Source organism: Pseudomonas macauensis, from assembly GCF_047902425.1.
Lineage (GTDB): Bacteria > Pseudomonadota > Gammaproteobacteria > Pseudomonadales > Pseudomonadaceae > Pseudomonas.
On the sequence record NZ_CP138377.1, the window covers coordinates 3,243,606 to 3,264,635 of the forward strand.

The 21,030-nt window shown below is 67.4% G+C and carries 16 protein-coding genes; 14 read left to right on the forward strand and 2 right to left on the reverse strand.

Annotation, left to right across the window (positions count from 1 at the left end; all coding sequences use genetic code 11):
• Positions 1-102: 102 nt before the first annotated feature.
• Positions 103-297: a hypothetical protein gene (locus SD196_RS14950; protein WP_416310330.1), complete on the forward strand. Its 195-nt coding sequence runs from the start codon at positions 103-105 to the stop codon at positions 295-297.
• A gap of 230 nt (positions 298-527) precedes the next feature.
• Here the strand turns inward: SD196_RS14950 and SD196_RS14955 are convergent, their stop codons facing one another.
• The gene (locus SD196_RS14955) at positions 528-770 is read right to left on the reverse strand and encodes a hypothetical protein (protein ID WP_331319440.1); all 243 of its coding nucleotides are present in this window, start codon (positions 768-770) and stop codon (positions 528-530) included.
• 181 nt (positions 771-951) lie between these two features.
• Between SD196_RS14955 and SD196_RS14960 the strand changes: the two genes are divergently transcribed.
• The 5 genes from SD196_RS14960 to SD196_RS14980 are packed head-to-tail and all read left to right on the forward strand — an operon-like array spanning position 952 to position 7,487.
• Positions 952-1,953 (forward strand): HlyD family efflux transporter periplasmic adaptor subunit, encoded by a 1,002-nt coding sequence (locus SD196_RS14960; RefSeq protein ID WP_416310331.1) that lies wholly within the window; start codon positions 952-954, stop codon positions 1,951-1,953.
• The gene (locus tag SD196_RS14965) at positions 1,953-3,740 is read left to right on the forward strand and encodes an ATP-binding cassette domain-containing protein (RefSeq protein WP_416310332.1); all 1,788 of its coding nucleotides are present in this window, start codon (positions 1,953-1,955) and stop codon (positions 3,738-3,740) included. Before SD196_RS14960 ends, SD196_RS14965 begins: the two co-directional genes overlap by 1 nt.
• Positions 3,737-4,867 carry an ABC transporter permease gene (locus SD196_RS14970; RefSeq protein WP_416310333.1) on the forward strand — a complete coding sequence of 377 codons (1,131 nt, stop codon included), beginning with the start codon at positions 3,737-3,739 and terminating at the stop codon, positions 4,865-4,867. Before SD196_RS14965 ends, SD196_RS14970 begins: the two co-directional genes overlap by 4 nt.
• A 6-nt stretch (positions 4,868-4,873) precedes the next feature.
• The gene (locus SD196_RS14975; protein ID WP_370601595.1) at positions 4,874-5,977 is read left to right on the forward strand and encodes an ABC transporter permease; all 1,104 of its coding nucleotides are present in this window, start codon (positions 4,874-4,876) and stop codon (positions 5,975-5,977) included.
• A 10-nt stretch (positions 5,978-5,987) separates the two neighbouring features.
• Positions 5,988-7,487, forward strand: a complete 1,500-nt coding sequence (locus tag SD196_RS14980) for an efflux transporter outer membrane subunit (protein WP_331319445.1) — start codon at positions 5,988-5,990, stop codon at positions 7,485-7,487.
• Here SD196_RS14980 and SD196_RS14985 read toward each other — a convergent pair.
• Positions 7,484-8,107: a DUF4157 domain-containing protein gene (locus tag SD196_RS14985; RefSeq protein WP_416310334.1), complete on the reverse strand. Its 624-nt coding sequence runs from the start codon at positions 8,105-8,107 to the stop codon at positions 7,484-7,486. The genes SD196_RS14980 and SD196_RS14985 overlap by 4 nt on opposite strands.
• Positions 8,108-8,379: 272 nt before the next feature.
• Here SD196_RS14985 and SD196_RS14990 point away from each other — a divergent pair, with 272 nt between their 5' ends.
• From SD196_RS14990 to SD196_RS15025, 8 genes are all read left to right on the forward strand, one after another.
• On the forward strand, positions 8,380-8,796 hold the full coding sequence (locus SD196_RS14990) for a YybH family protein (protein ID WP_331319447.1): 417 nt from the start codon (positions 8,380-8,382) through the stop codon (positions 8,794-8,796).
• The gene (locus SD196_RS14995; RefSeq protein ID WP_275611659.1) at positions 8,793-9,278 is read left to right on the forward strand and encodes an AAA family ATPase; all 486 of its coding nucleotides are present in this window, start codon (positions 8,793-8,795) and stop codon (positions 9,276-9,278) included. The genes SD196_RS14990 and SD196_RS14995 overlap by 4 nt, the downstream gene beginning before the upstream one ends.
• A 39-nt stretch (positions 9,279-9,317) precedes the next feature.
• On the forward strand, positions 9,318-10,256 hold the full coding sequence (locus SD196_RS15000) for a class I SAM-dependent methyltransferase (RefSeq protein WP_416310335.1): 939 nt from the start codon (positions 9,318-9,320) through the stop codon (positions 10,254-10,256).
• 138 nt (positions 10,257-10,394) lie between these two features.
• The gene (locus SD196_RS15005; protein WP_416310336.1) at positions 10,395-12,044 is read left to right on the forward strand and encodes a VRR-NUC domain-containing protein; all 1,650 of its coding nucleotides are present in this window, start codon (positions 10,395-10,397) and stop codon (positions 12,042-12,044) included.
• Entirely contained in the window at positions 12,041-14,356 is a 2,316-nt protein-coding gene (locus SD196_RS15010) for an ATP-dependent DNA helicase (protein ID WP_416310337.1), read from the forward strand. Before SD196_RS15005 ends, SD196_RS15010 begins: the two co-directional genes overlap by 4 nt.
• Positions 14,357-15,361: 1,005 nt before the next feature.
• Complete coding sequence (gene imuA / locus SD196_RS15015; RefSeq protein WP_275611655.1) at positions 15,362-15,976, forward strand: translesion DNA synthesis-associated protein ImuA; 615 nt, start codon at positions 15,362-15,364, stop codon at positions 15,974-15,976.
• Between the two features lie 7 nt (positions 15,977-15,983).
• Positions 15,984-17,393, forward strand: coding sequence for a DNA polymerase Y family protein (locus SD196_RS15020; RefSeq protein ID WP_331319451.1), 1,410 nt, complete (start codon positions 15,984-15,986; stop codon positions 17,391-17,393).
• Positions 17,390-20,476, forward strand: coding sequence for an error-prone DNA polymerase (locus tag SD196_RS15025; RefSeq protein ID WP_416310338.1), 3,087 nt, complete (start codon positions 17,390-17,392; stop codon positions 20,474-20,476). The genes SD196_RS15020 and SD196_RS15025 overlap by 4 nt, the downstream gene beginning before the upstream one ends.
• Positions 20,477-21,030 lie beyond the last annotated feature (554 nt).

The following is a 21,030-nucleotide window of genomic DNA, read 5'->3' on the forward strand; positions in this document are numbered from 1 at the left end:
CATTTCGTGACAGGGAGGTGGCGCCGTTCGTCAGGCACTTGGGGGGACAGGCGCCAGGGCGCGTTCACTGGAGGGTGGGACAGCCAACGGGAGGACGCGGACATGCCGAGATTCATCGCGCTGCTACTGGCGGGCGTACTGGCCCTCGCCCTGGGCGGATCGTCCTGCAGCGGCCACAGCGGGCCCGCCGACCACAACGTCGCGCCGCCGCCCAAACCGCAGATGTCCGACGACATCAATATCGGCGACCGGGGAATCGACCCGCAGCGGATTCAGCCGCAAACGCCGCAGCGCTGAAACCGCCGGCTCTATTGCAGGAGCGAGCTTGCTCGCGAAGCGCCCAGCGCCGGTGCTGCCGGTAGCCTCCCTTCGCGAGCAAGCTCGCTCCTACGAAAAGCTGTCCGTAGGGCGTACAACCGTTCGCGGTTGTACGCCGATACTCCTTGCCCTATTGCTGGCGCCATGACTGAACCCGGAGCGGTCTGAGGCTCAGGCCAAACGGCGTATAACGCGGAGCGTTATACGCCCTACGGATGCTGCTTGCGCAGGCAAGCCATCGCGATGAAGCGCGCCGACACCATCGCCAGCAGCCCGAGCCCACCGAAAAGCACGATGGTCGTCATGCCCTCGCTGTGGGTCAGGAAGTCCGTCAGCGCGGCCAGGCCGATGGCCAGGACGAACATCACCATGCCGGACCACTGCATCAGCTGCGCGCGACGCAGGCAAGAGGACTGCTTGGCGGCCTGAGAACCATTCACTTGATCGCTCATGACAGCGCTCCCGTCAAAGGTTGCCTCTTCACGCTAACAGCAATATGCAACTACGGCGGCGCAACTGACGAAACGATGCCCGAAACCCCTCTGCGACGCACCGTAGCCGTGATTTTGCTGCTCCGGGGGGCGAATAACTGGCTATCCTTCACCGGGCTGTCACGAAACAGGGAAGCTTTACATGCCGAAGAAGCTGTTGCTGGTCGTCATTCTGGTGCTGTTGCTGGGGGGCGGGTCATGGTGGTACCTGCAATCCCGCGAAAGCGGAGATAAAGGACTGGTGCTCTACGGCAACGTCGATATCCGCCAGGTTTCGCTGGCCTTCATCGGCAGCGAGCGCATCGCCCGGATGAACGTCGATGAAGGCGACCAGGTGAAGGCTGGCGACGTGCTGGCCAGCCTCGACACCCGCACCCTGCGCCTGCAGATCGACAAGGCCCGGGCGCAGATCGCCGCCCAGGAGCAGAGCCTGTTGCGTCTGAAGAACGGCACGCGCCCCGAGGACATCGACCGCGCCCGCGCCCAGGACCAGGCCGCCCGCGCCCAGCTCGACCTCGCCAACACCCAGCTGCGCCGCCTGCAGAACATCCGCGCCAACAGTCCTGGCGGCCGCGCCGTGAGCCAGCAGGACATCGATAGCGCCACCTCCCAGCAGAAGGTCGCCCAGGCCCAGCTGGAAGATCGGCAGAAATCCCTGCGCCTGGCCCGGATCGGCCCGCGCGCGGAAGACATCGCCCAGGCCGAGGCGCAGCTCGCCGCCGCCCGCGCCGACCTCGCCCTGCTCCAGCACAACCTCGACGAAGCCGACCTCAAGGCGCCACAGAACGCCACCGTGCGTTCGCGACTGCTGGAACCCGGCGACATGGCCTCGCCGCAACGCCCGGTGTATTCCCTGGCGCTGACCGACCCGAAATGGATTCGCGCCTATGTCAGCGAAGTCAACCTGGGGCGGCTCAAGCCCGGCATGAAGGCCGAGGTCTTCACCGACAGCCACCCGGACCAGGCCATCGACGGTCACGTCGGCTTTATCTCCTCGGTCGCCGAATTCACCCCGAAATCGGTGCAGACCGAAGAGCTGCGCACCAGCCTGGTCTACGAAGTCCGGGTGCTTGTGGCCGACCCCGATAACCGCCTGCGCCTGGGCATGCCGGCCACGGTACGTTTCGCCGACGAGCCGCGCTGATGGCCCCGGTTCAGGGAATCCACGACGAAAGCCCGGTCATCCGCGCCGCGGGCCTGGCCAAGCAGTTCCTGGTCAAGGAGTCGGGCAAGACGGTACAGGCGCTCAAGGACATCAGCCTGGACATCCCGCGCGGCCAGCTCACCGCGCTGGTCGGCCCGGACGGCGCCGGCAAGACCACCTTCCTGCGCCTGGTCGCCGGGCTTCTGCAGGCCGATGCCGGCAGCCTGACGGTGCTGGACCTGGACGTCCACACCCACCCGCAGCGGGTGCAGGACCGCATCAGCTACATGCCGCAGCGCTTCGGCCTCTACGAGGACCTCAGCGTGCAGGAGAACCTCGACCTCTACGCCGACCTCCACGGCGTGCCCCACGGGCAGCGCGAGGAACGCTACCAGCGCCTGCTGGAAATGACCGACCTGTCGCGCTTCACCGAGCGCCCGGCGGGCAAGCTCTCCGGCGGCATGAAGCAGAAGCTGGGCCTGGCCTGCACCCTGGTGCGCTCGCCGGACCTGCTGCTGCTCGACGAACCTACGGTGGGCGTCGATCCGCTGTCGCGCCGCGAACTCTGGGAAATCATCCAGCAGTTGATCGAGCAGGAGCAGCTCAGCGTACTGGTCTCCACTTCCTACATGGACGAGGCCGAGCGCTGCGCCGAAGTCTTTCTGCTGCACCAGGGCCAACTGATGGCCAAGGGCGACCCGGCGTCGATCCGCCAGCACGCCGACCACCTCTGCTTCATCGCCACGCCGCCGCCGGAACAGCCCGCGCGCACCCTGCAGGCGCGGCTGCTGGAGGACCACCAGAACATCGTCGACGCCGTGCCGCAATCGGGCGAAGTGCGCTTCATCCGCCAGCCCGATGCCGAGCAATCGAAGCTCGACCAGTTGCTCGGCGGCGCGCCGGTCCGCCCGGTGGAGGCGCGCCTGGAAGACGGCTTCATGTTCCTCCTGCGCGCCCGCAGCGACGCCGAGGCGGTGGACATGGAATCGCTCAAGAGCGGCACGCAGCGTCATGAGGATGGCGAGGAAGCGGTGATCGAAGTGAAGGACCTGGTACGCAAGTTCGGCGACTTCACCGCCGTGGCCAGCACCAGCTTCAGCGTGCGCCGCGGGGAAATCTTCGGCCTGCTCGGCCCCAACGGCGCCGGCAAGACCACCACCTTCCGCATGCTCTGCGGGCTGCTGCCGGCCACCAGCGGCACCCTGCAGGTGGCCGGGGTCAACCTGCGCCACGCGCGGGCCCAGGCGCGACGCAAGGTCGGCTACGTGTCGCAGAAGTTCTCCCTCTACGGCAACCTCTCGGTGGCGGAGAACCTGCGCTTCTTCGGCGGTGCCTATGGCCTGATCGGCAAGCGCTTGAGCCAGCGGATGGACGCGGTGTCGCGGCAGTTCGACCTCGCCGGCCAGGAAGACGCGCCCAGCGGGCAACTGCCGGGGGGCTTCAAGCAACGCCTGGCGATGGCCGTGGGCCTGCTCCACGAGCCGGAAATCCTCTTCCTCGACGAACCCACCAGCGGCGCCGATCCCCTCGCCCGCCGTGGCTTCTGGCAACGCATCACGGCGCTGGCGGCCTCCGGCACCACCATCATCATCACCACCCACTTCATGGAAGAAGCCGAGTACTGCGACCGCATCGTCATCCAGGACGCCGGCCGGCTGCTGGCCATGGGCACCCCGCAGGAAGTGCGCGAGCAGGCCGGCGGCAAGGGCAGCACGCTGAACATGGAGCAGGCATTCATCGAGATCGTGGAAAGCAACCGCGAACGGGCCAGGGCGGGCGCGGCATGAGTGCCGGCGGCTTCTGGCGGCGCCTCGCCTCGCTGACCCGCAAGGAAGTGCGGCAGCTGGTGCGCGACCGCAGCAACCTGCTGATCGGCATCGGCCTGCCCATCGCGCTGATCCTGATCTTCGGCTACGGCCTGTCGCTGGACGTGAAGCGCGCCATCGTCGCCATCGTCCTCGACGATCCCTCGCCCATCGCCCGCGACGTCGCCGCCAGCATCAGCCGCACCGACTACCTGGTGCCACATCATGTGCGCTCCCTTGCCGAGGGCGAGGCGCTGATGAAGTCCCGCGAGGTGGACGCGCTGGTGCAGGTGCCCTCCGACTTCACCCGCCGCCTGAATGAAGGCAACGCGCAGATCCAGGTGCTGGTGCAGGGCTCGGACGCCACCCGTGCGGCCAGCGTCGCCACCTACGTCGGCAGCGCCCTGGCCGGCTGGGGCGAGAAGCAGGCCGACCGAAGCGCCGGTGCTCAGAGTCGGGGCGGCGCCGTTACCATCGTCCAGCGCATGTGGTTCAACGCCGCCAACACCAGCACCTGGTACCTGGTGCCGGGGCTGATCGTGCTGATCATGACCCTGGTGGGCGCCTTCCTCACCGCCCTGGTGATGGCCCGCGAATGGGAGCGCGGTACCCTGGAAGCGCTGTTCGTCACCCCGGTGCGGCCGGTGGAAATCCTCCTGGCGAAGATCATCCCCTGCTTCGGCATCGGCATGGTCGGCCTGGCGCTGTGCCTGATCGCCGCGCGCGTCCTGTTCGACGTGCCGCTGTACGGCTCCTTCGTCGTGCTGGTGGTCGCCTCCATGCTCTACATGCTGGTGGCCCTGGGGATCGGCCTGCTGATCTCGGCGATGACCAAGAACCAGTTCCTCGCCAGCCAGATCGCCCTGCTCGCCAGCTTCCTGCCGGCCATGATGCTCTCGGGTTTCATCTTCGACCTGCGCAACGTGCCGACCGCCATCCGCGTGGTGGGCGACCTGCTGCCGGCGACCTACTTCATGGAACTGGTGAAATCCCTGTTCCTGGCCGGCAACTTCTGGCCGATGATCCTCAAGGATTGCGCGATCCTCGCCGCCTACGCCGTGGTCCTGCTGGGCCTGGCGCGGCTGGTGACGCGCAAGCGACTGGACTAGAGCACGATGGAATTCTTCTGGCGCATCCTCAACCTCTGGCGCAAGGAACTGCTGGTGATCCTCAAGGACCCGGCCAACCGCATCGTGCTGGTGGTGCCGGTGCTGCTGCAAAGCGTGCTGTTCGGCTACGCGGTAACCTTCGACCTCAACGACGCGCCCTACGCCCTGCTCGACCTCAGTAATGGAGAGGCATCCCGCGAGCTGGCCTCGCGCTTGGACGGCAGCGGCATCTTCCACCGGGTGGCGACCCTCACGCGGGTGGAGGAAATCCAGACGGTAATCGACGAGCAGAAGGCGCTGCTGGTGGTGCACATCCCTTCCGACTTCCAGACCCGCCTGGCCCAGGGCGACCCGGCACCGATCCAGGTCATCCTCGACGGGCGCAACTCCAACACCGCCGGTTCCGCCGCCGCGGGGCTGGCCAGCATCGTGGTCGACTTCAACCGCAGCCGGGGCCTGGCGGCACCACCGCTGAGCGTGGTCAGCCGCGCCTGGTACAACCCCAACCTGGAAACCCGCTGGCCGCTGATCCCGGCGCTGATCGCCACCCTGAGCATGATGCAGACGCTGATGCTCACTGCCCTCTCGGTGGCCCGCGAGCGCGAACAGGGCACCTTCGACCAGCTCCTGGTGACGCCCTACACGCCGCTGGAAATCATGCTCGGCAAGGCCATACCGCCGACTCTGATCGGCCTGGCCCAGGCCAGCCTGGTGCTGCTGATGGCGCTGTTCTGGTTCCGCATCCCCATGGCCGGCTCGCTGCTGGACCTGTACGGCGGGCTGGCGGTGTTCACCATCGCCTGCGTCGGGCTGGGCATGTCGATTTCCGCCATCTCGCTGAACATGCAGCAGGCGATGCTCTACACCTTCGTGCTGATCATGCCGCTGACGCTGCTCTCCGGCCTCGCCACGCCGGTGCGCAACATGCCGGAGTTCCTGCAGATCGTGACCTACGCCAACCCGCTGCGCTTCGGCATCGACCTGATCCAGCGCGTCTACCTGGAAGGCGCCAGCCTCGCCAGCGTGTCGTTCAACCTCATCCCCATGCTGGTGGTGGCGGCCGTCACCCTGCCACTCGCCTCGTGGCTGTTCCGCCACCGCCTGACGTGAGAGAAACGCCATGAAACATTCCCTCACTCCCCTCGCCTGCTGCCTGATCCTGCTCGGCGGCTGCGCCGTCGGCCCTGACTATGAAACGCCGCAGACCAAGAGCCCGGCCAGCTGGCAGGCGGCCCACTCCGGCGAAGCGGCGCTTGCGCCCAGCGCCGGCACCACCCAACTCGCCGAGGACTGGTGGACGCTGTTCAACGACCCGGTGCTGAACAACCTGCAGCGCCGCGCGGACAAGGCCAGCCCCGACCTCAACACCGCCGTGCTGCGCTTCGCCCAGAGCCGCATGCAGCGGCAGATGGTGGCGTCCCAGCGCGGCGTGGACGTCAACGCCTCGGCGGCAGTCAATCGCCAGCGCATGAGCGAGAACGGCGCCAACGCGCTGATGATCCAGCGCATCGCCCCCGGCGCGAACAGCGAGCAGATCAGCAAGGTTCTCGCCGAGCCCTTCACCCTCTACCAGGCCGGCTTCGACGCCTCCTGGGAGCCGGACCTGTGGGGCCGCATCCGCCGCTCCATCGAGTCCGCCGACGCCAGCGTGGCAGCGCAGGCGGCGATGCTCGACGAAGTGCGCCTGGGCGTCGCCGCGGAACTGTCCCGCGCCTACTTCGAGCTGCGCGGCGTGCAGCAGCAGATTGCGGTGACGCGCCAGGACCTGGCCGCCACCGAGGAAACCCTGCAACTGATCCAGGTGCGCGCCGATGGCGGCCTGGTGGACGACTTCGACGTCGAACGCCAGCGCGGCCAACTGGCCGATCTGCGCTCGCGCCTGCCGCAACTGCTGGCCAGCGAAAGCGCGGCGATCAACCAGATCGGCGTGCTGATCGGCGCCGAACCCGGCAGCCTGCGCGACGAACTCAAACCGGTTGCGCAGACCGAGCCGCAGACGCCGGACCTCAGCCTCGGCCTGCCCTCGGAGCTGGCCCGGCGCCGCCCGGACATCCGCGCCGCCGAAGCCCAGCTGCATGCCGCCACGGCCAATATCGGCGTGGCCGTGGCCGATCTCTACCCCGCCATCCGCCTGGGTGCGCGCTTCGGCTTCGAATCCACCGAGGACGGCCATATCAGCGACTGGGGCAGCCGCACCTGGAGCGTCGGCCCGAGCCTCTCCGTGCCGATCTTCGACAATGGCCGGCGGCGCTCCAGCATCAACCTGCGCAAGCTGGAACAGCAGGAAGCCGCCGTGGCCTACCAGCAGACCGTGCTCAAGGCCTGGCAGGAAGTCGACGACAGCCTCAGCCAGTACGGCGCCGAACGCCAGCGCAACCGCCAGTTGCAGGACAAGCAGCGCAGCGCCGACATCGCCTATGGCATGGCCAAGGCGCGCTACGCCGGCGGGATGACCGACTTCCTGGTGGAGCTGGACGCCCAGCGCGCCTACCTGCAATCGCGCCGCGACCTGGTGGACAGCGATACCCAGCTGCGCCTGACCCTGATCGCCCTGTGCAAGGCGCTTGGCGGCGGTACGCCGGTGCCGGAAGCCGCCGCCGGGGAGTCCGCGAGCCGCTAGTGCTGCGCGGCGGCCGTCTGCTGGCTGTCGCGCAGGTCCTTGGCTACCTTGCGCTGCATCGCGTAGGCCGGCGACTCCACGGCATCGTAGTCCTCGCTGTAGCGGCTAGCGAAGCCCTGTACGCCCCACTCCTGGAACTGCTTCACGTGCCACAGTTCGTGGGCCCAGAGGGCGACGTCCTTCTGCGCGTCTTCCTCGCGGCGGAAGACGATCACGTCCACCAGGGTGACGGCCTCGGTGTCGGGGTTCTGCATCATGGTCTGGGCGGCGTTCAGCTCATCCAGCGCGCCGGTGGAATAGCGCGCCGCCATCAGCACCTCGTCGGGGAAATAGGCCTGCAGCTGCGCGCGGATTTCCAGCGGGATCGGCTGGGTGCCGCCCTGCTCCGCCTGGTCGCGGGACTGCTGCAGCCAGACGCCCAGCGCCTGTCCGGCCATCTTGCGGGTGTCGGCGATCACCGGGCCGAGCACGGCGCCCAGGTCCGGCAGGCAGACGCAGGTATCCAGGCAGACCTGCCGCTGCCCCTGGGGACAGGTAACGGCAGGGGTTTCGACGGACACGACCAACCCGGCGAGCAGCGCCAGGGCGCGCAGGATGAGGGTCGGGATGAGGGATGGCATGGGGTGCTCCGCTACAACGTGGAGATAGGCATGGCGGTTTGACCACGGCGGGGCGCGATCATGCCATGCCGCCAGCAAAAAAAGACGCTGGCGCGACGTATGAAACTTCTGCTAGCTTCTGAGCCCATGAATGCCGCCAACCGCACCTTCCAGCAGATTATTACCACCATCGCTCCGATGGTGGGTTAGCGCATTCAAGCGAACAACCAAACCCGCCTCCCGGCGGGTTTTTTAATGCCCGCCGTCCGAGGTTCCCTGACCAGGAGACACCGATGGAACCGGCATTCCCCCCTACTCTTTCCCAGGATCTGCACCCCCTGCAAACGCTCATCCAGGCCGCCGACGAAGCCATCGGCCGCGAGGATTTCGACGCGCTGCTGGCGTTCTACACCGACGACGCACTGCTGGTGGTCAAGCCCGGCCTGCTGGCGCGGGGCAAGGAGCAGATCCGCCGCGCCTTCGCCGCCATCGCCGAACACTTCGGGCACAAGCTGCGGGTGCGCCAGGGCCGCCTGGAAATCCTCGAAACCGGCGACACCGCGCTGGTGGTCGCGCAAACCCTGCTGGACACCCGCCACGGCAAGCTGACCCGCCGCGCCACCTACGTCTTCCGCCGCGAAGCCGACGGCGCCTGGCGTTGCGCCGTGGACAACTCCTACGGTACCGACCTGTTGGAGGCGACGACATGAGTACGGGCACATTGCACCTGCTGTGTGGCAAGGCGGCGTCGGGCAAATCCTGCCTGGCGCGGCAATTGGCCGAGGCGCCGGGCACCGTGATGCTGGCCGAGGAACAATGGCTGGCCGAGCTCTTCCCCTGGGGCATCAGCAACCCGGACGACTACCAGCTCTACGCCCGCCGCGTGCGCAAGGTCATGGGGCCGCACGTGGTCGGCCTGTTGCGCGCCGGCACCAGCGTGGTGCTGGACATCCCCGCCAACACCCTGGCTGACCGCCGCTGGCTGATCGACCTGGCGCAGCAGGCCGGCGCCGGGCACTGCCTGCATTTCCTCGACATCGACCCGGACACCTGCCGCAACCGCCTGCTCGCCCGCCACGCCCTGGCACCGCTGGCCGCACCGCTGGACCCGGCCGGCTACGAGGCGCTCAATCGTTTCTTCGTCGCCCCGCGTCCGGAGGAAAAACTGCGGGTGCAGCGCCATGGCGCCTGAGCGCGTAGAATCGCCGCCCCGATTGGAAAGACCCAGACAATGAACACCGACGCCATCGCCACCCTGCGCGAGCAACTGCTCACCGCCCTGAACCCCGCCCCCGTGGAAACCCGCCGTCTGTTCCACGGCCGCGGCCGGCGCTGGCCGGGCCTGGAGCAGGTGACCGCCGACTGGCTGGAAGGCGTGCTGCTGGTGTCGCTGTTCCGCGAACCGGCCGAGGACGAACTGGCGGCGCTGCGGGCGATGCTGCTGGAACTGGCGCAAGGCGCAACCTGGCGCGCCACCGGCGCCCGCAGCCTGATGCTGCAACACCGCTACACCCTGGAAAGCACCATGGAAGTGCTGTTCGGCGAAGCCTTCGACGGCTGGCAGATCACCGAACACGGCCTGCGCTACCAACTGGACCTGGGCCGCAAGCAGAACAACGGCCTGTTCCTCGACATGCGCTACGGCCGCCAATGGGTGCAGGCCAACGCCGAAGGTCTGCGCGTGCTCAACCTGTTCGCCTACACCTGCGGCTTCTCCGTGGCGGCAATTGCCGGCGGCGCGCAGAAGGTGGTCAACCTCGACATGGCCCGCGCCGCGCTGAGCCGTGGCCGCGACAACCACCGCCTGAACGGCCACGACCTGTCCAAGGTGAGCTTCCTCGACCACGACCTGTTCAAGTCCTGGGGCAAGGTGAAGAAATCCGGCCCGTACGACCTGATCATCATCGATCCGCCGAGCTTCCAGAAAGGCAGCTTCGTCCTCGACAAGGACTACGCCCGCGTTCTGCGCCGCCTGCCGGAGCTGCTGGACGGCGCCGGCACCGTGCTGGCCTGCGTGAATGACCCGGCGGTGGGCGTGGATTTCCTCCTCCAGGGCATGGCCGCCGAAGCACCGCAGTTGCGCTTCGTCGAGCGCCTGGAAAACCCGCCGGAATTCGCCGATATCGAGGAAGATAGCGGCCTGAAGGCGCTGGTGTTTCGCCTCGATTGATCCGCCGTCCGGGCACGGTCCTACAGCCATCCTGAAAACCCAGCGCAAGGCATCTCCCGATAAAAGGCCGCCACAACCCTTGCGGCCAAGCCCCCATCACGCCATCCTTGGCACTGTATGTAAAACCAGTGCCCGCCGATGCCTGCGCCGCTCGACCCCAGCCTCTACTACCTGACCAACTTCCACCGCGCCCTCGACTGGATCGACGAACGCTACGCCGACCTGCTCGACGCCGAGGAAGCCCGGTTCATCGCCGACTTCCGCGCGCTGCCGCTGCCGTCGCGGGCGCTGCTGGTGCGGCTGGTCATGCGCAAGGGCCCGCACTTTCGCGCCGGCAAGCTGAGCTATGCCGAGATCGGCGACATTCCCGCGGCCGCCGCGCCACTCCTGGAACTGGGCTGGCTGGACGATACCTACCCGCTCGCACTCGAAGAACTGCTGCCACTGCTGCTCAAGGACGAACTGCTCGCCCGCTTCCGCGATGACCTGCCACGCAGCACCCTGAAGAAGGCCGAGCTGTACGAGCACCTGCACGCCTACCACGAGCAAGTGCAGCCGTTCGGAACCTGGTATCCGGACCTCGACCAGCTCTACACCCTGATACTGACGCCGCTTTGCGACCGCCTGCGCCTGCTGTTCTTCGGCAACCTGCAGCAGGACTGGTCCGAGTTCGTCCTCGCCGACCTGGGCATCTTCCGCTACGAAACCGTCCCTTTCACTGCCGATTCCCGCGCCTTCCGCCGCCGCGACGACCTGGAAGCCTACATCCACCTGTGGAACGGCGCCGTCCGCTTCGAAACAGGCGAACCCATCGCCGACCTGCTGGCCGAACTGGGCGATTTCCGCAGCGACAATCCCTACCTGCAAGCGCGTCACGGTCGCCTGCTGTACCGCATGGCCTACCAGCTGGAGCGCGACGGCGAACTGGACGCCGCATTAGCGCTGTACCGGCGCACCGCTGCCGGAGGTTCGCGGCAGCGGCAGATCCGCGTGCTGGAACGCCTGCAGCGCTTCGAGGAAGCCCACGCACTGGTGCAGGCCGCGCTGGCCGCGCCGGAAAGCGATAGCGAGCTGCAACTGGTGGAGCGCGCGCTGACTCGGCTGGTCCGCCAGCTCGGCCTGCCGAAGGAAAAGACCGCCAAACCGACGCCGCCGCTGCGCATCGACCTGGAGCTGCCGCGCCCGGACGTCGACGTCGAGTTCGCCGTGCAGGCCGTGCTGCACGAGGACGAAGCACCGGTGCACTACGTGGAGAACGCGCTGATCTGCAGCCTGTTCGGCCTGCTCTGCTGGGAAGTGATCTTCGCCCCGCTGCCCGGCGCCTTCTTCCACCCCTTCCAGGCTGGGCCGAGCGACCTGTACCGCGGCGACTTCGTCAGCCGTCGTGCTGAAGCCTTCGCCGCGCGCCTGGCGCTGCTGGACAGCGACGCCTATCTGACGGCGATCCGCGACACCTACACCGCCAAGTTCGGCATCCTCTCACCCTTCGTGCACTGGGAATTGCTCGACGAGAACCTGCTGGACCAGGCCCTGCACTGCCTGCCGGCCGCGCACCTAAAGCTGTGGTTCGAACGCCTGCTGGCCGACCCCAAGGCCAACCGCGCCGGCATGCCCGACCTGATCCAGTTCTGGCCCAGTGAGGCCCGCTACCGGATGATCGAAGTGAAAGGCCCGGGTGATCGCCTGCAGGACAACCAGAAACGCTGGCTGGCCTTCTGCGCCGAGCACGGCATACCGGTGGAAGTCTGCTACGTGCGCTGGCAGGGCGAAGCGGAAGAGGCCCAATGAGCTACGCCATCGCCGTGCGCGCGCTGTGCGAATTCACCGCCAAGGAAGGTGACCTCGACCTGCGTTTCACGCCCGCCCCAACCGCCCAGGAAGGCATGACCGGGCACGCCACGGTGGTCTCCCGGCGCGGCCTGGGCTACATCGCCGAACTGCCGCTGCGCGGCGAATATCCCGGGCTGGTAGTCAGCGGCCGCGCCGACGGCTACGACCCGGACGCCAACCTGCTGGAAGAGATCAAGACCCACCGCGGCGACGTCGCGCGCATCCCGCAGAACCACCGGCTGCTGCACTGGGCGCAGGTGAAGGTGTACGGCTGGCTGTTGTGCCAGACGCTGGAGATCGACGCCATCGACCTGGCCGTCGTCTACTTCAACGTCATCACCCAGAAGGAAACGGTATTCCGCGAGCGCTTCGCCGCCGAGGACCTGCGCGCCTTCTTCGAGCTGCAGTGCAGCCGCTTCGTGCAATGGGCCGAGCAGGAAAGCGCGCACCGCGTCGAGCGCGACCAGGGCCTGGAAGCGCTGCGTTTCCCCTACGCCGACTTCCGCCAGGGCCAACGCATGCTTGCCGAATCGGTCTACCGCGCCGCCCGCGACGGCCAGACGCTGATGGCCCAGGCCACCACCGGCATCGGCAAGACCCTCGGCACCCTGTTCCCGCAGCTCAAGGCCTTCCCCGGACAGAAGCTGGACCGGCTGTTCTTCCTCACCGCCAAGACGCCGGGCCGGCGCCTGGCCCTCGACGCCCTGGCGACCCTGCGCCAACAGGACGCCGGCCAGCCGCTGCGAGTGCTGGAGCACGTAGCCCGCGACAAGGCCTGCGAGCACCCGGACAAGTCCTGCCACGGCGAATCCTGCCCGCTGGCCAAGGGCTTCTACGACCGCCTGCCCGCCGCCCGCGAAGCCGCGCTCAAGCACCGCTGGCTGACCCAGGAAGCGTTGCGCGACGTAGCGCTGGAGCACCAGGTCTGCCCCTACTACCTGAGCCAGGAACTGTGCCGCTGGGCCGACGTGGTGGTGTGCGACTACAACTACTACTTCGACATGACCGCCCTGCTCTACGGCCTCACCCTGCTCAACGACTGGAAGGTCACGCTGCTGGTGGACGAGGCGCACAACCTCATCGAGCGTGGGCGCGGCATGTACAGCGCCGAGCTGGACCAGTCCGAGTTCAACGCCCTGCGCAAGGTCGCCCCGGCCGGCCTGAAAGGCGTGCTGGAGCGCGTCGGCCGGCATTGGAACCAGATGCACCGCGACCAGGAGGTCGACTACCAGATCTACCCGACGGTGCCCGACCTGTTCATCGCCGCGCTGCAGAAGGCCGTCAGCGCCATCACCGACCACCTCACCGACCAGCCCACCGGCAACGAGGCCGAACTGCTGCGCTTCTACCTCGACGCCATGCTGTTCTGCCGGCTGGCCGAGGCCTACGGGCCGCACTCGCTGTTCGACATCACCCGCCACGACGGCAGTGGCCAGCGCACACTGTCCACGCTGTGCCTGCGCAACGTGGTGCCGGCGCCTTTCCTCGAGCCACGCTTCGAAGCCGCGCATAGCAGCACGCTGTTCTCCGCCACGCTGAACCCGGCCAATTACTACGCGGACCTGCTCGGCTTGCCGGAAGACACCACCTGGCGCGAGGTGGAATCGCCCTTCCGCGCCGAGCAGCTGGAAGTCCACGCACTGAGCAACCTCTCCACCCGCTACCAGCACCGCGAGGCCAGCCTCGCACCGATCAGCACCCTGATGGCCCGCCAGTTCCGCGCCCGCCCCGGCAACTACCTGGCCTTCTTCAGCAGTTACGCCTATCTGCAACAGGCGCTGGAGCGCTTCGCCGCCGAACACCCGGACATCCCCCGCTGGGTGCAGTCGCGGAGCATGAACGAGATCGAGCGCCAGGCCTTCCTCGACCGCTTCACCCCACACTCGCAGGGCATCGGCTTCGCCGTCCTCGGTGGCGCCTTCGGCGAAGGCATCGACCTGCCCGGTGATCGCTTGATCGGCGCCTTCATCGCCACCTTGGGCCTGCCGCAGGTGAACGAGGTCAACGAGGAGATCAAGCAGCGCATGCAGGGCATGTTCGGTGACGGGTATGACTACACCTACCTGTTCCCCGGCCTGCAGAAGGTCGTCCAGGCCGCCGGCCGGGTGATCCGCACACCGACGGATTCGGGGGTGATCTATCTGCTGGACGATCGCTTCAACCAGCCGGCGGTGCGGCGGTTGCTGCCTAGTTGGTGGAAGACGCAGCGGCTGAAGTTCGTGGCCGATCCGCCGAAGTCGAAGGAGCCGCAGGGGTTTCTGTTGTTGTAGGAACGGACTTTGTCCGCGCGGCTTTTGGGTTTAGTGTTCTGCGCCGCTTCCGCGTGTGCTGCGAGATTTTATTTCGCCCCCTCGGGCGAGTCCCTTTTGGAGCCCCAAAAGGAACCAAAAGGGCTCGTCCCGACATCCGGCCCCCGCTTCGCCGGGGTTCCCTCCTTCCGGTATCGCTCCGAGGGTCGGCGTAGAAGGGCCATCCTTGGCCCTCTACGCCTCTCGCGGCATCCATGCCGCTCGCCCCTCTGCGCAATACCTCCACTCGGCCTCCTGACGGGACTCTGCGCGCGCCTGGAACTTTGGCTGCTTCATGCTGGATCGCTCTTCGTAGGATGGCGTAGAGCGAAGCGAAACCCATCACGGCGGATAACGCTGCGCGCTATTCACCCTACAGGTGTTCATCCTGCAACGTGGGTGCTGTGGCAAGCCTTCGCGGACAAGGGCTAGGTGCCCCCGTCTCTCCTACGGGAGCACAGCTCCGCTCTGGCTCTGGCTTTAAAGACTTCCAGAGAAACCTCCGCACGCACCGGAACGCCCCTTCAGGAGGCCGAGTGGAATCGGAGTTTCAGGGGTTGAGCGGCATGGATGCCGCGAGAGCGTCGTTGGGCCATGGATGGCCCGTCGACGCGGGCCCCTGAAACTTCGATGGAGCGAGGGAACCCCGGCGAAGCCGGGGCCGGATGATGGGGCAGAGACCTTTGCCTACTTTGCGTCGTTTGGCAAAGTAGGTCGCCCGAGGGGGCGAAACAAAATCTATCAACACATGCCAAAGCGGCGCAGAAACACCCAGACAAAAACAAAAATCATCGCGGACAAAGTCCTCCACTCCTACGGAAAGCCCCCACGCCCCCGATCAACCACCATTGACGGCACCATTCCACTGGATAAACTGTATATCTATACAGTTATTTCCGAGCCCCCCATGCGATACCCGCCCATCCTCCTCCCCCGGCCCACCCGTCGGGCACATGACCGTCGCCGCTCGCCGGCCGGGAGGCCGTGATGGGCAGTGTGGTCGCACTCGATACCCTGTTCCATCAGCGCCAGGTCTGGAAAGGCCAGCCCCAGGGCCTGCCACCCAGCCAGCAGCCCACCGGTCACGCCGTGCTGGACGCAGCCCTGCCCACCGGCGGCTGGCCGGAAGCGGCACTCAGCGAAATCCTCCTGGCCCAGGAAGGCACCGGCGAACTGCAACTGGTCTGGCCGACCCTCGCACGACTCAGCAAGGCCGGCGAACGCATCGTGCTGGTGGCCCCACCCCACATCCCCTACCCGGCCGCATGGCAGGGCGCCGGGGTTGTACTGGATCAGCTCGCCATCGTGAAAGCCTCCGGCCGCGATGCCCTCTGGGCCACCGAGCAATGCCTGCGTTCGGGCAGCTGCGGCGCCGTGTTGTGCTGGCCGCAGCAGGCCGACGACCGCACCCTGCGCCGCCTGCAGGTGGCCGCCGAAACCGGGCAGACCCTGGCCATCGCCTACCGCTCGCAGCGCGAGGCGCTAAACCCATCCCCGGCCGCATTGCGCCTGGCGCTGGACGCCACCCCCGCGCAGTTGCGTGTGCTCAAGTGCCGGGGCGGCCTGGCGCCGGCGCGGCCCATCCCGTTGCCCTGGCACTGAGGCCGTCATGCTCTGGGCCTGTATTCTTCTACCGCAGCTGGCGATGGACGGCGTACTGCGCGGTCGTGCCGAGCCGGACGCCCCCCTGGCGCTGCTCGCCGGTCCGCCCCAGCGCCGCGTCTTGCAGGCGGTGAACCCGGCGGCGCGGGCGCTGGGCCTCAAGCCCGGCCAGTCGCTCACCGCAGCCCAGGCTCTGAGCCGCGATTTCACCACCGCCGAATACGACCTGCGCGAAGTGGAGCACTGGCAGAACCTGCTGGCGGCCTGGGCCTACGGTTTCAGCTCGCAGGTCAGCCAGCACTATCCGCGCGCACTGCTGTTGGAGGTGCAATCCAGCCTGCAACTGTTCGGTCCCTGGCCGCGCTTCGAGGCGCGCCTGCGCGAAGAATTGAACGGCCTGGGCTTCCGCCATCGCATCACCGCCGCGCCCAACCCGGCCGCCGCGCGCATCCTCGCCAACGGCCACGACGGGCTGGCGATTCACGATAACGAGCAGTTGCGTCAGTGCCTGGGCAGGATGCCCCTGGAGCGCCTCGGCCTGGACCGCGACGCCGCCACCTCGCTGGGCCGCATGGGCCTGCGCAGCCTGCAACAACTACTCGCCCTGCCCCGCGAAAGCCTGGCCCGGCGCTTCCCACCGCAGGTGCTGCGGCAGGTAGACACCTTGCTCGGCCAGCGCCCGCTGGCCCTAGAGTTCTACCGGCCGCCAGACCGCTTCGAATCGCGTATCGAACTGAACTTCGACGTGGAATCCACCCAGGCGTTGCTGTTCCCGCTGCGCCGCCTGACCGCCGATCTCGCCGCCTTCCTCGCCGGGCGCGACAGCGGCGTGCAGTGCTTCATCCTCCATCTGGAACACCACGAAGGCAGCGACACGCAGATGCCCGTCGGCCTGCTCAGCGCTGAACGCGAGGCGGCCATGCTCTTCGAACTGACCCGTGGCCGCCTGGAGCAACTGCAACTGCGCGCCCCGGTGCACAGCGTGCGCCTGGTGGCCGACGACCTGCCGCCCTTCGTGCCGCAGCACCGCGAGCTCTTCGACGATCGCCCACAGCAATCGCTGCCCTGGGAACAGCTGCGCGAACGCCTGCGCGCGCGGTTGGGCGACGACGCCGTGCACGGCCTGGGCGGCCTCGCCGAGCATCGCCCGGAGCGCGCCTGGCAGGACCATTCCACCCCGCGCCTGCCGATCGCCGACGTCCCGCGCCCCGGCTGGCTGCTGACGGAACCGCAGCCACTGCGCGAGTTCGCCCCGACCTTGCTGGCCGGGCCCGAACGCATCGAATCCGGCTGGTGGGATGGCGAGGACATCCGCCGCGACTACTACCAGGTACGCACCCGCAGCGGCCAGCGTGCCTGGGTGTTCCGCCCGGTGGGCGACGAGGGGCCGTTGCTGCTGCACGGCTGGTTCGCATGAACATGCCGGATGAAGGCATCGGCTATGCCGAGCTGCACTGCCTGTCCAACTTCAGCTTTCAGCGCGGCGCTTCCAGCGCGGCCGAGCTGTTCGCGCGGGCGAAGAAGCTGGGTTACCGCGCCCTGGCAATCACTGACGAATGCAGCCTCGCTGGCATCGTACGCGCCTGGCAGGCATCGAAAGAAACCGAGATTCCCCTGATCACCGGCAGCGAGCTGAGCCTCTCGCAAGGCCCGAAGCTGGTGCTGCTGGCGGAGAACCTGAGCGGCTACGAGAACCTCTGCCGCCTGCTCACCCACGCCCGCCGCCGCGCGGAGAAAGGCAGCTATCGCCTGGTGCACGCGGACTTCGACGGCAGCCTCGACCACCTGCTGGCGATCTGGCTGCCGCGCGACGATCGGGACGACGACGGCCTCTGGTTGCGCGAACGCTTTCCTGAACGCCTGTGGCTCGGCGCCGAACTGCACAAGGGCCCGGACGACGCCGGCAAGCTGCATCGTCTGCGCGAACAGGCGGCGCGCCTGGGCATCCCTGCCGTGGCCTGCGGCGACGTGCACATGCATATCCGTGGCCGTCGCGCCCTGCAGGACTGCATGACCGCCATCCGCCAGCACCTGCCGGTGCACGAGGCCGGGCAGTATCTCTATCCCAACGGCGAACGCCATCTGCGACCGCGGGAGGCGCTGGCGTCGATCTACCCCGCCGAGTTGCTGGAGGAGACGGTGAAGATTGCCGAGCGCTGCACCTTCGACCTCGACCAACTGCGCTACCAATACCCCCGCGAGCTGGTGCCCGAAGGCCATACGCCCACCACCTGGCTGCGGGAGAAGACCGAGGAAGGCATCAGGCGGCGCTGGCCGGATGGTGAGAGAGAAAAGACACGCAGCCAGGTGGAATATGAGCTGGAGCTGATCGCCGAACTGGAATACGACAGCTACTTCCTCACCGTCCACGACATCGTCGCCTTCGCCCGCAGTCAGAGCATCCTCTGCCAGGGTCGCGGCTCGGCGGCCAACTCGGTGGTCTGCTTCGCTCTAGGGATCACCGAGTTGGACCCATCCAAGGCCAATCTGCTGTTCGAACGCTTCATCTCCCGCGAGCGCAACGAGCCGCCGGACATCGACGTGGACTTCGAACACGAGCGCCGCGAGGAAGTCATCCAGTACATATTCCGCCGCTACGGCCGTTCGCGCGCCGCGCTGACCGCCGTGGTCAGCACCTATCACGGCGCCGGCGCGATCCGTGATATCGCCAAGGCCCTCGGCCTGCCGCCCGACCAGGTGGGCGCACTGGCCGCCTGCTGCGGCCGCTGGAGCGACAAGCCGCCATCCTCGGAACGGCTGGTGGAAGCCGGCTTCGACCCGGAGAGTCCGATCCTGCGCCGCGTGCTCGCCCTGACCTCGCAACTGGTCGGCTTTCCCCGGCACCTGTCACAGCACCCCGGCGGCTTCGTCATCTCCCAGCAACCGTTGGAAACCCTGGTGCCGGTGGAGAATGCCGCGATGCCCGAGCGCACCCTGATCCAGTGGGACAAGGACGATCTCGACGCCGTCGGCCTGCTCAAGGTCGACGTGCTCTCGCTGGGCATGCTCAGCGCCCTGCGCCGCTGCTTCGACCTGATCGAGCGCTATCGCGGGCAGCGCTACACACTGGCCACGCTGCCGTCGGAGTGCCCAAAGACCTACGCAATGATCAGTCGCGCCGACACCATCGGCGTGTTCCAGATCGAATCCCGCGCGCAGATGGCCATGCTGCCGCGCCTCAAGCCCAAGGAGTTCTACGACCTGGTGATCGAAGTGGCCATCGTCCGCCCGGGACCGATCCAGGGCGACATGGTGCATCCCTACCTGCGTCGACGAAACGAGCAGGAACCGATCGTCTATCCCTCCGAGGAATTGGAGCCGGTATTCAAACGCACCCTCGGCGTACCGCTGTTCCAGGAGCAGGTAATGCAACTGGCGATCATCGCGGCCAAATACACGCCTGGCGAGGCCGACCACCTGCGTCGCTCCATGGCCGCCTGGAAGCGCCACGGCGGGCTGGAGCCGCACCGCAAAAAACTGTTCGAGCGCATGACCGCCAGGGGCTACGAACAGGAGTACATCGCGCGCATCTTCGAGCAGATCAAGGGCTTCGGCAGTTACGGCTTCCCCGAATCCCACGCCGCCAGCTTCGCCCTGCTCACCTATGCCAGCAGTTGGCTGAAATGCCACGAACCGGCGGCCTTCACCTGCGCCCTGATCAACAGCTGGCCCATGGGCTTCTACAGCCCCGACCAGCTTTTACAGGACGCCCGCCGCCACGGCCTGGAAACCCGCCCGGTGGACGTGCGCCACAGCCACTGGGACTGCACTCTGGAGCCCATCCCCGGACGCCAGCCGGCGATCCGCCTGGGTCTGCGCATGGTGCGCGGACTGCGTGAAGAGGCAGCCGGGGCCCTGGTACAAGCCCGCGCACAGCAGCCGTTCCGCGATGTCGCCGACCTCTGCCTTCGCGCCAATCTCGACGGCCGCGCCCGCGAACAGCTGGCCGATGCTGGCGCCCTGCGCGGCCTCGCGGGCCACCGGCACAAGGCGCGCTGGGCGATTGCCGGAGTCGAGCAGCAACTGCCGCTGTTTGCCGGCCAGGTCACCGAGGAAGCGCCGGTCAGCCTGCCGCTGCCCAGCCGTGGCGAAGACCTGCTCACCGACTACGAGACCCTGGGCACCACCCTCGGCCCGCACCCGCTGGCCCTGCTGCGCGGCGCGCTCAGGGCCCGCCGCTGCCGTAGTTCACGCGATCTCGCCCGCCTGGAGACCGAGCGCCCGGTACGTGTCGCCGGCCTCGTCGTCGGCCGACAGAGACCCGGCACCGCCAGCGGCGTCACCTTCATCACCCTGGAAGACGAGTTCGGCATGATCAACGTGATCGTCTGGCGCGACCTCGCCGAACGCCAGCGCCGCCCCTTCCTCAGCGCCCGTCTGATGCAGGTGGACGGCACCCTGGAAGCCAAGGACGGCGTTCGCCATGTGATCGCCGGGCGGCTGACGGATTTGAGCGAGTTGCTGGAGGGGCTGGATGTGCGGAGTCGGGATTTCCACTGAGAACAGCTACGCGAAACGAATCTCGCAGCCCCCATCACGGCGGATAGCGTTGCGCGTTATGCGCCCTACGGGTTGTGTGCCGGCTGCTTTTCGTAGGAGCTTGCTCGCGAACAGATTTTCCGGCCGCATCGGTGTTGGGCGGTTCGCGAGCAAGCTCGCTCCTACAGGTGGGCGATAAACCCAGGCGCGTCCCTGTCAGCACGAATTTCGCCGCGATGGATTTCGCGGACAAGGGCTAGGCGCCCCCCATCTCTCCTACGAAAGCATACGCACCGCATAGCTCTGGCTCTGGCTCTGGATTTAAAGACTTCCAGAGCAGCATCCGCACGCGCCGGAGCGCCCCTTCAGGAGGCCGAGTGGAATCGGAGTTTCAGGGGTTGAGCGGCATGGATGCCGCGAGAGCGTCGTTGGGCCAGGGATGGCCCGTCGACGCGGGCCCCTGAAACTTCGATGGAGCGAGGGAATTTTTCGCCTGAGCGAAAAACCGGATGCAGGGGCAAGACCTTTGCCTCCTTTGGGTCGTTTGCCAAAGGAGGTCGCCCGAGGGGGCGAAA

Bases quoted from the DNA above. Each gene is read 5' to 3' on its own strand.
- SD196_RS15025 (WP_416310338.1), top strand. From the start codon at position 17,390: ATGAACATGCCGGATGAAGGCATCGGCTATGCCGAGCTGCACTGCCTG.
- SD196_RS15020 (WP_331319451.1), top strand. From the start codon at position 15,984: ATGCTCTGGGCCTGTATTCTTCTACCGCAGCTGGCGATGGACGGCGTA.
- SD196_RS15005 (WP_416310336.1), top strand. From the start codon at position 10,395: ATGCCTGCGCCGCTCGACCCCAGCCTCTACTACCTGACCAACTTCCAC.
- SD196_RS14990 (WP_331319447.1), top strand. From the start codon at position 8,380: ATGGAACCGGCATTCCCCCCTACTCTTTCCCAGGATCTGCACCCCCTG.
- SD196_RS14980 (WP_331319445.1), top strand. From the start codon at position 5,988: ATGAAACATTCCCTCACTCCCCTCGCCTGCTGCCTGATCCTGCTCGGC.
- SD196_RS14970 (WP_416310333.1), top strand. From the start codon at position 3,737: ATGAGTGCCGGCGGCTTCTGGCGGCGCCTCGCCTCGCTGACCCGCAAG.
- SD196_RS14955 (WP_331319440.1), bottom strand. From the start codon at position 770: ATGAGCGATCAAGTGAATGGTTCTCAGGCCGCCAAGCAGTCCTCTTGC.
- SD196_RS14975 (WP_370601595.1), top strand. From the start codon at position 4,874: ATGGAATTCTTCTGGCGCATCCTCAACCTCTGGCGCAAGGAACTGCTG.
- SD196_RS14985 (WP_416310334.1), bottom strand. From the start codon at position 8,107: ATGCCATCCCTCATCCCGACCCTCATCCTGCGCGCCCTGGCGCTGCTC.
- SD196_RS15000 (WP_416310335.1), top strand. From the start codon at position 9,318: ATGAACACCGACGCCATCGCCACCCTGCGCGAGCAACTGCTCACCGCC.
- SD196_RS14965 (WP_416310332.1), top strand. From the start codon at position 1,953: ATGGCCCCGGTTCAGGGAATCCACGACGAAAGCCCGGTCATCCGCGCC.
- imuA (WP_275611655.1), top strand. From the start codon at position 15,362: ATGGGCAGTGTGGTCGCACTCGATACCCTGTTCCATCAGCGCCAGGTC.
- SD196_RS14950 (WP_416310330.1), top strand. From the start codon at position 103: ATGCCGAGATTCATCGCGCTGCTACTGGCGGGCGTACTGGCCCTCGCC.
- SD196_RS15010 (WP_416310337.1), top strand. From the start codon at position 12,041: ATGAGCTACGCCATCGCCGTGCGCGCGCTGTGCGAATTCACCGCCAAG.
- SD196_RS14960 (WP_416310331.1), top strand. From the start codon at position 952: ATGCCGAAGAAGCTGTTGCTGGTCGTCATTCTGGTGCTGTTGCTGGGG.
- SD196_RS14995 (WP_275611659.1), top strand. From the start codon at position 8,793: ATGAGTACGGGCACATTGCACCTGCTGTGTGGCAAGGCGGCGTCGGGC.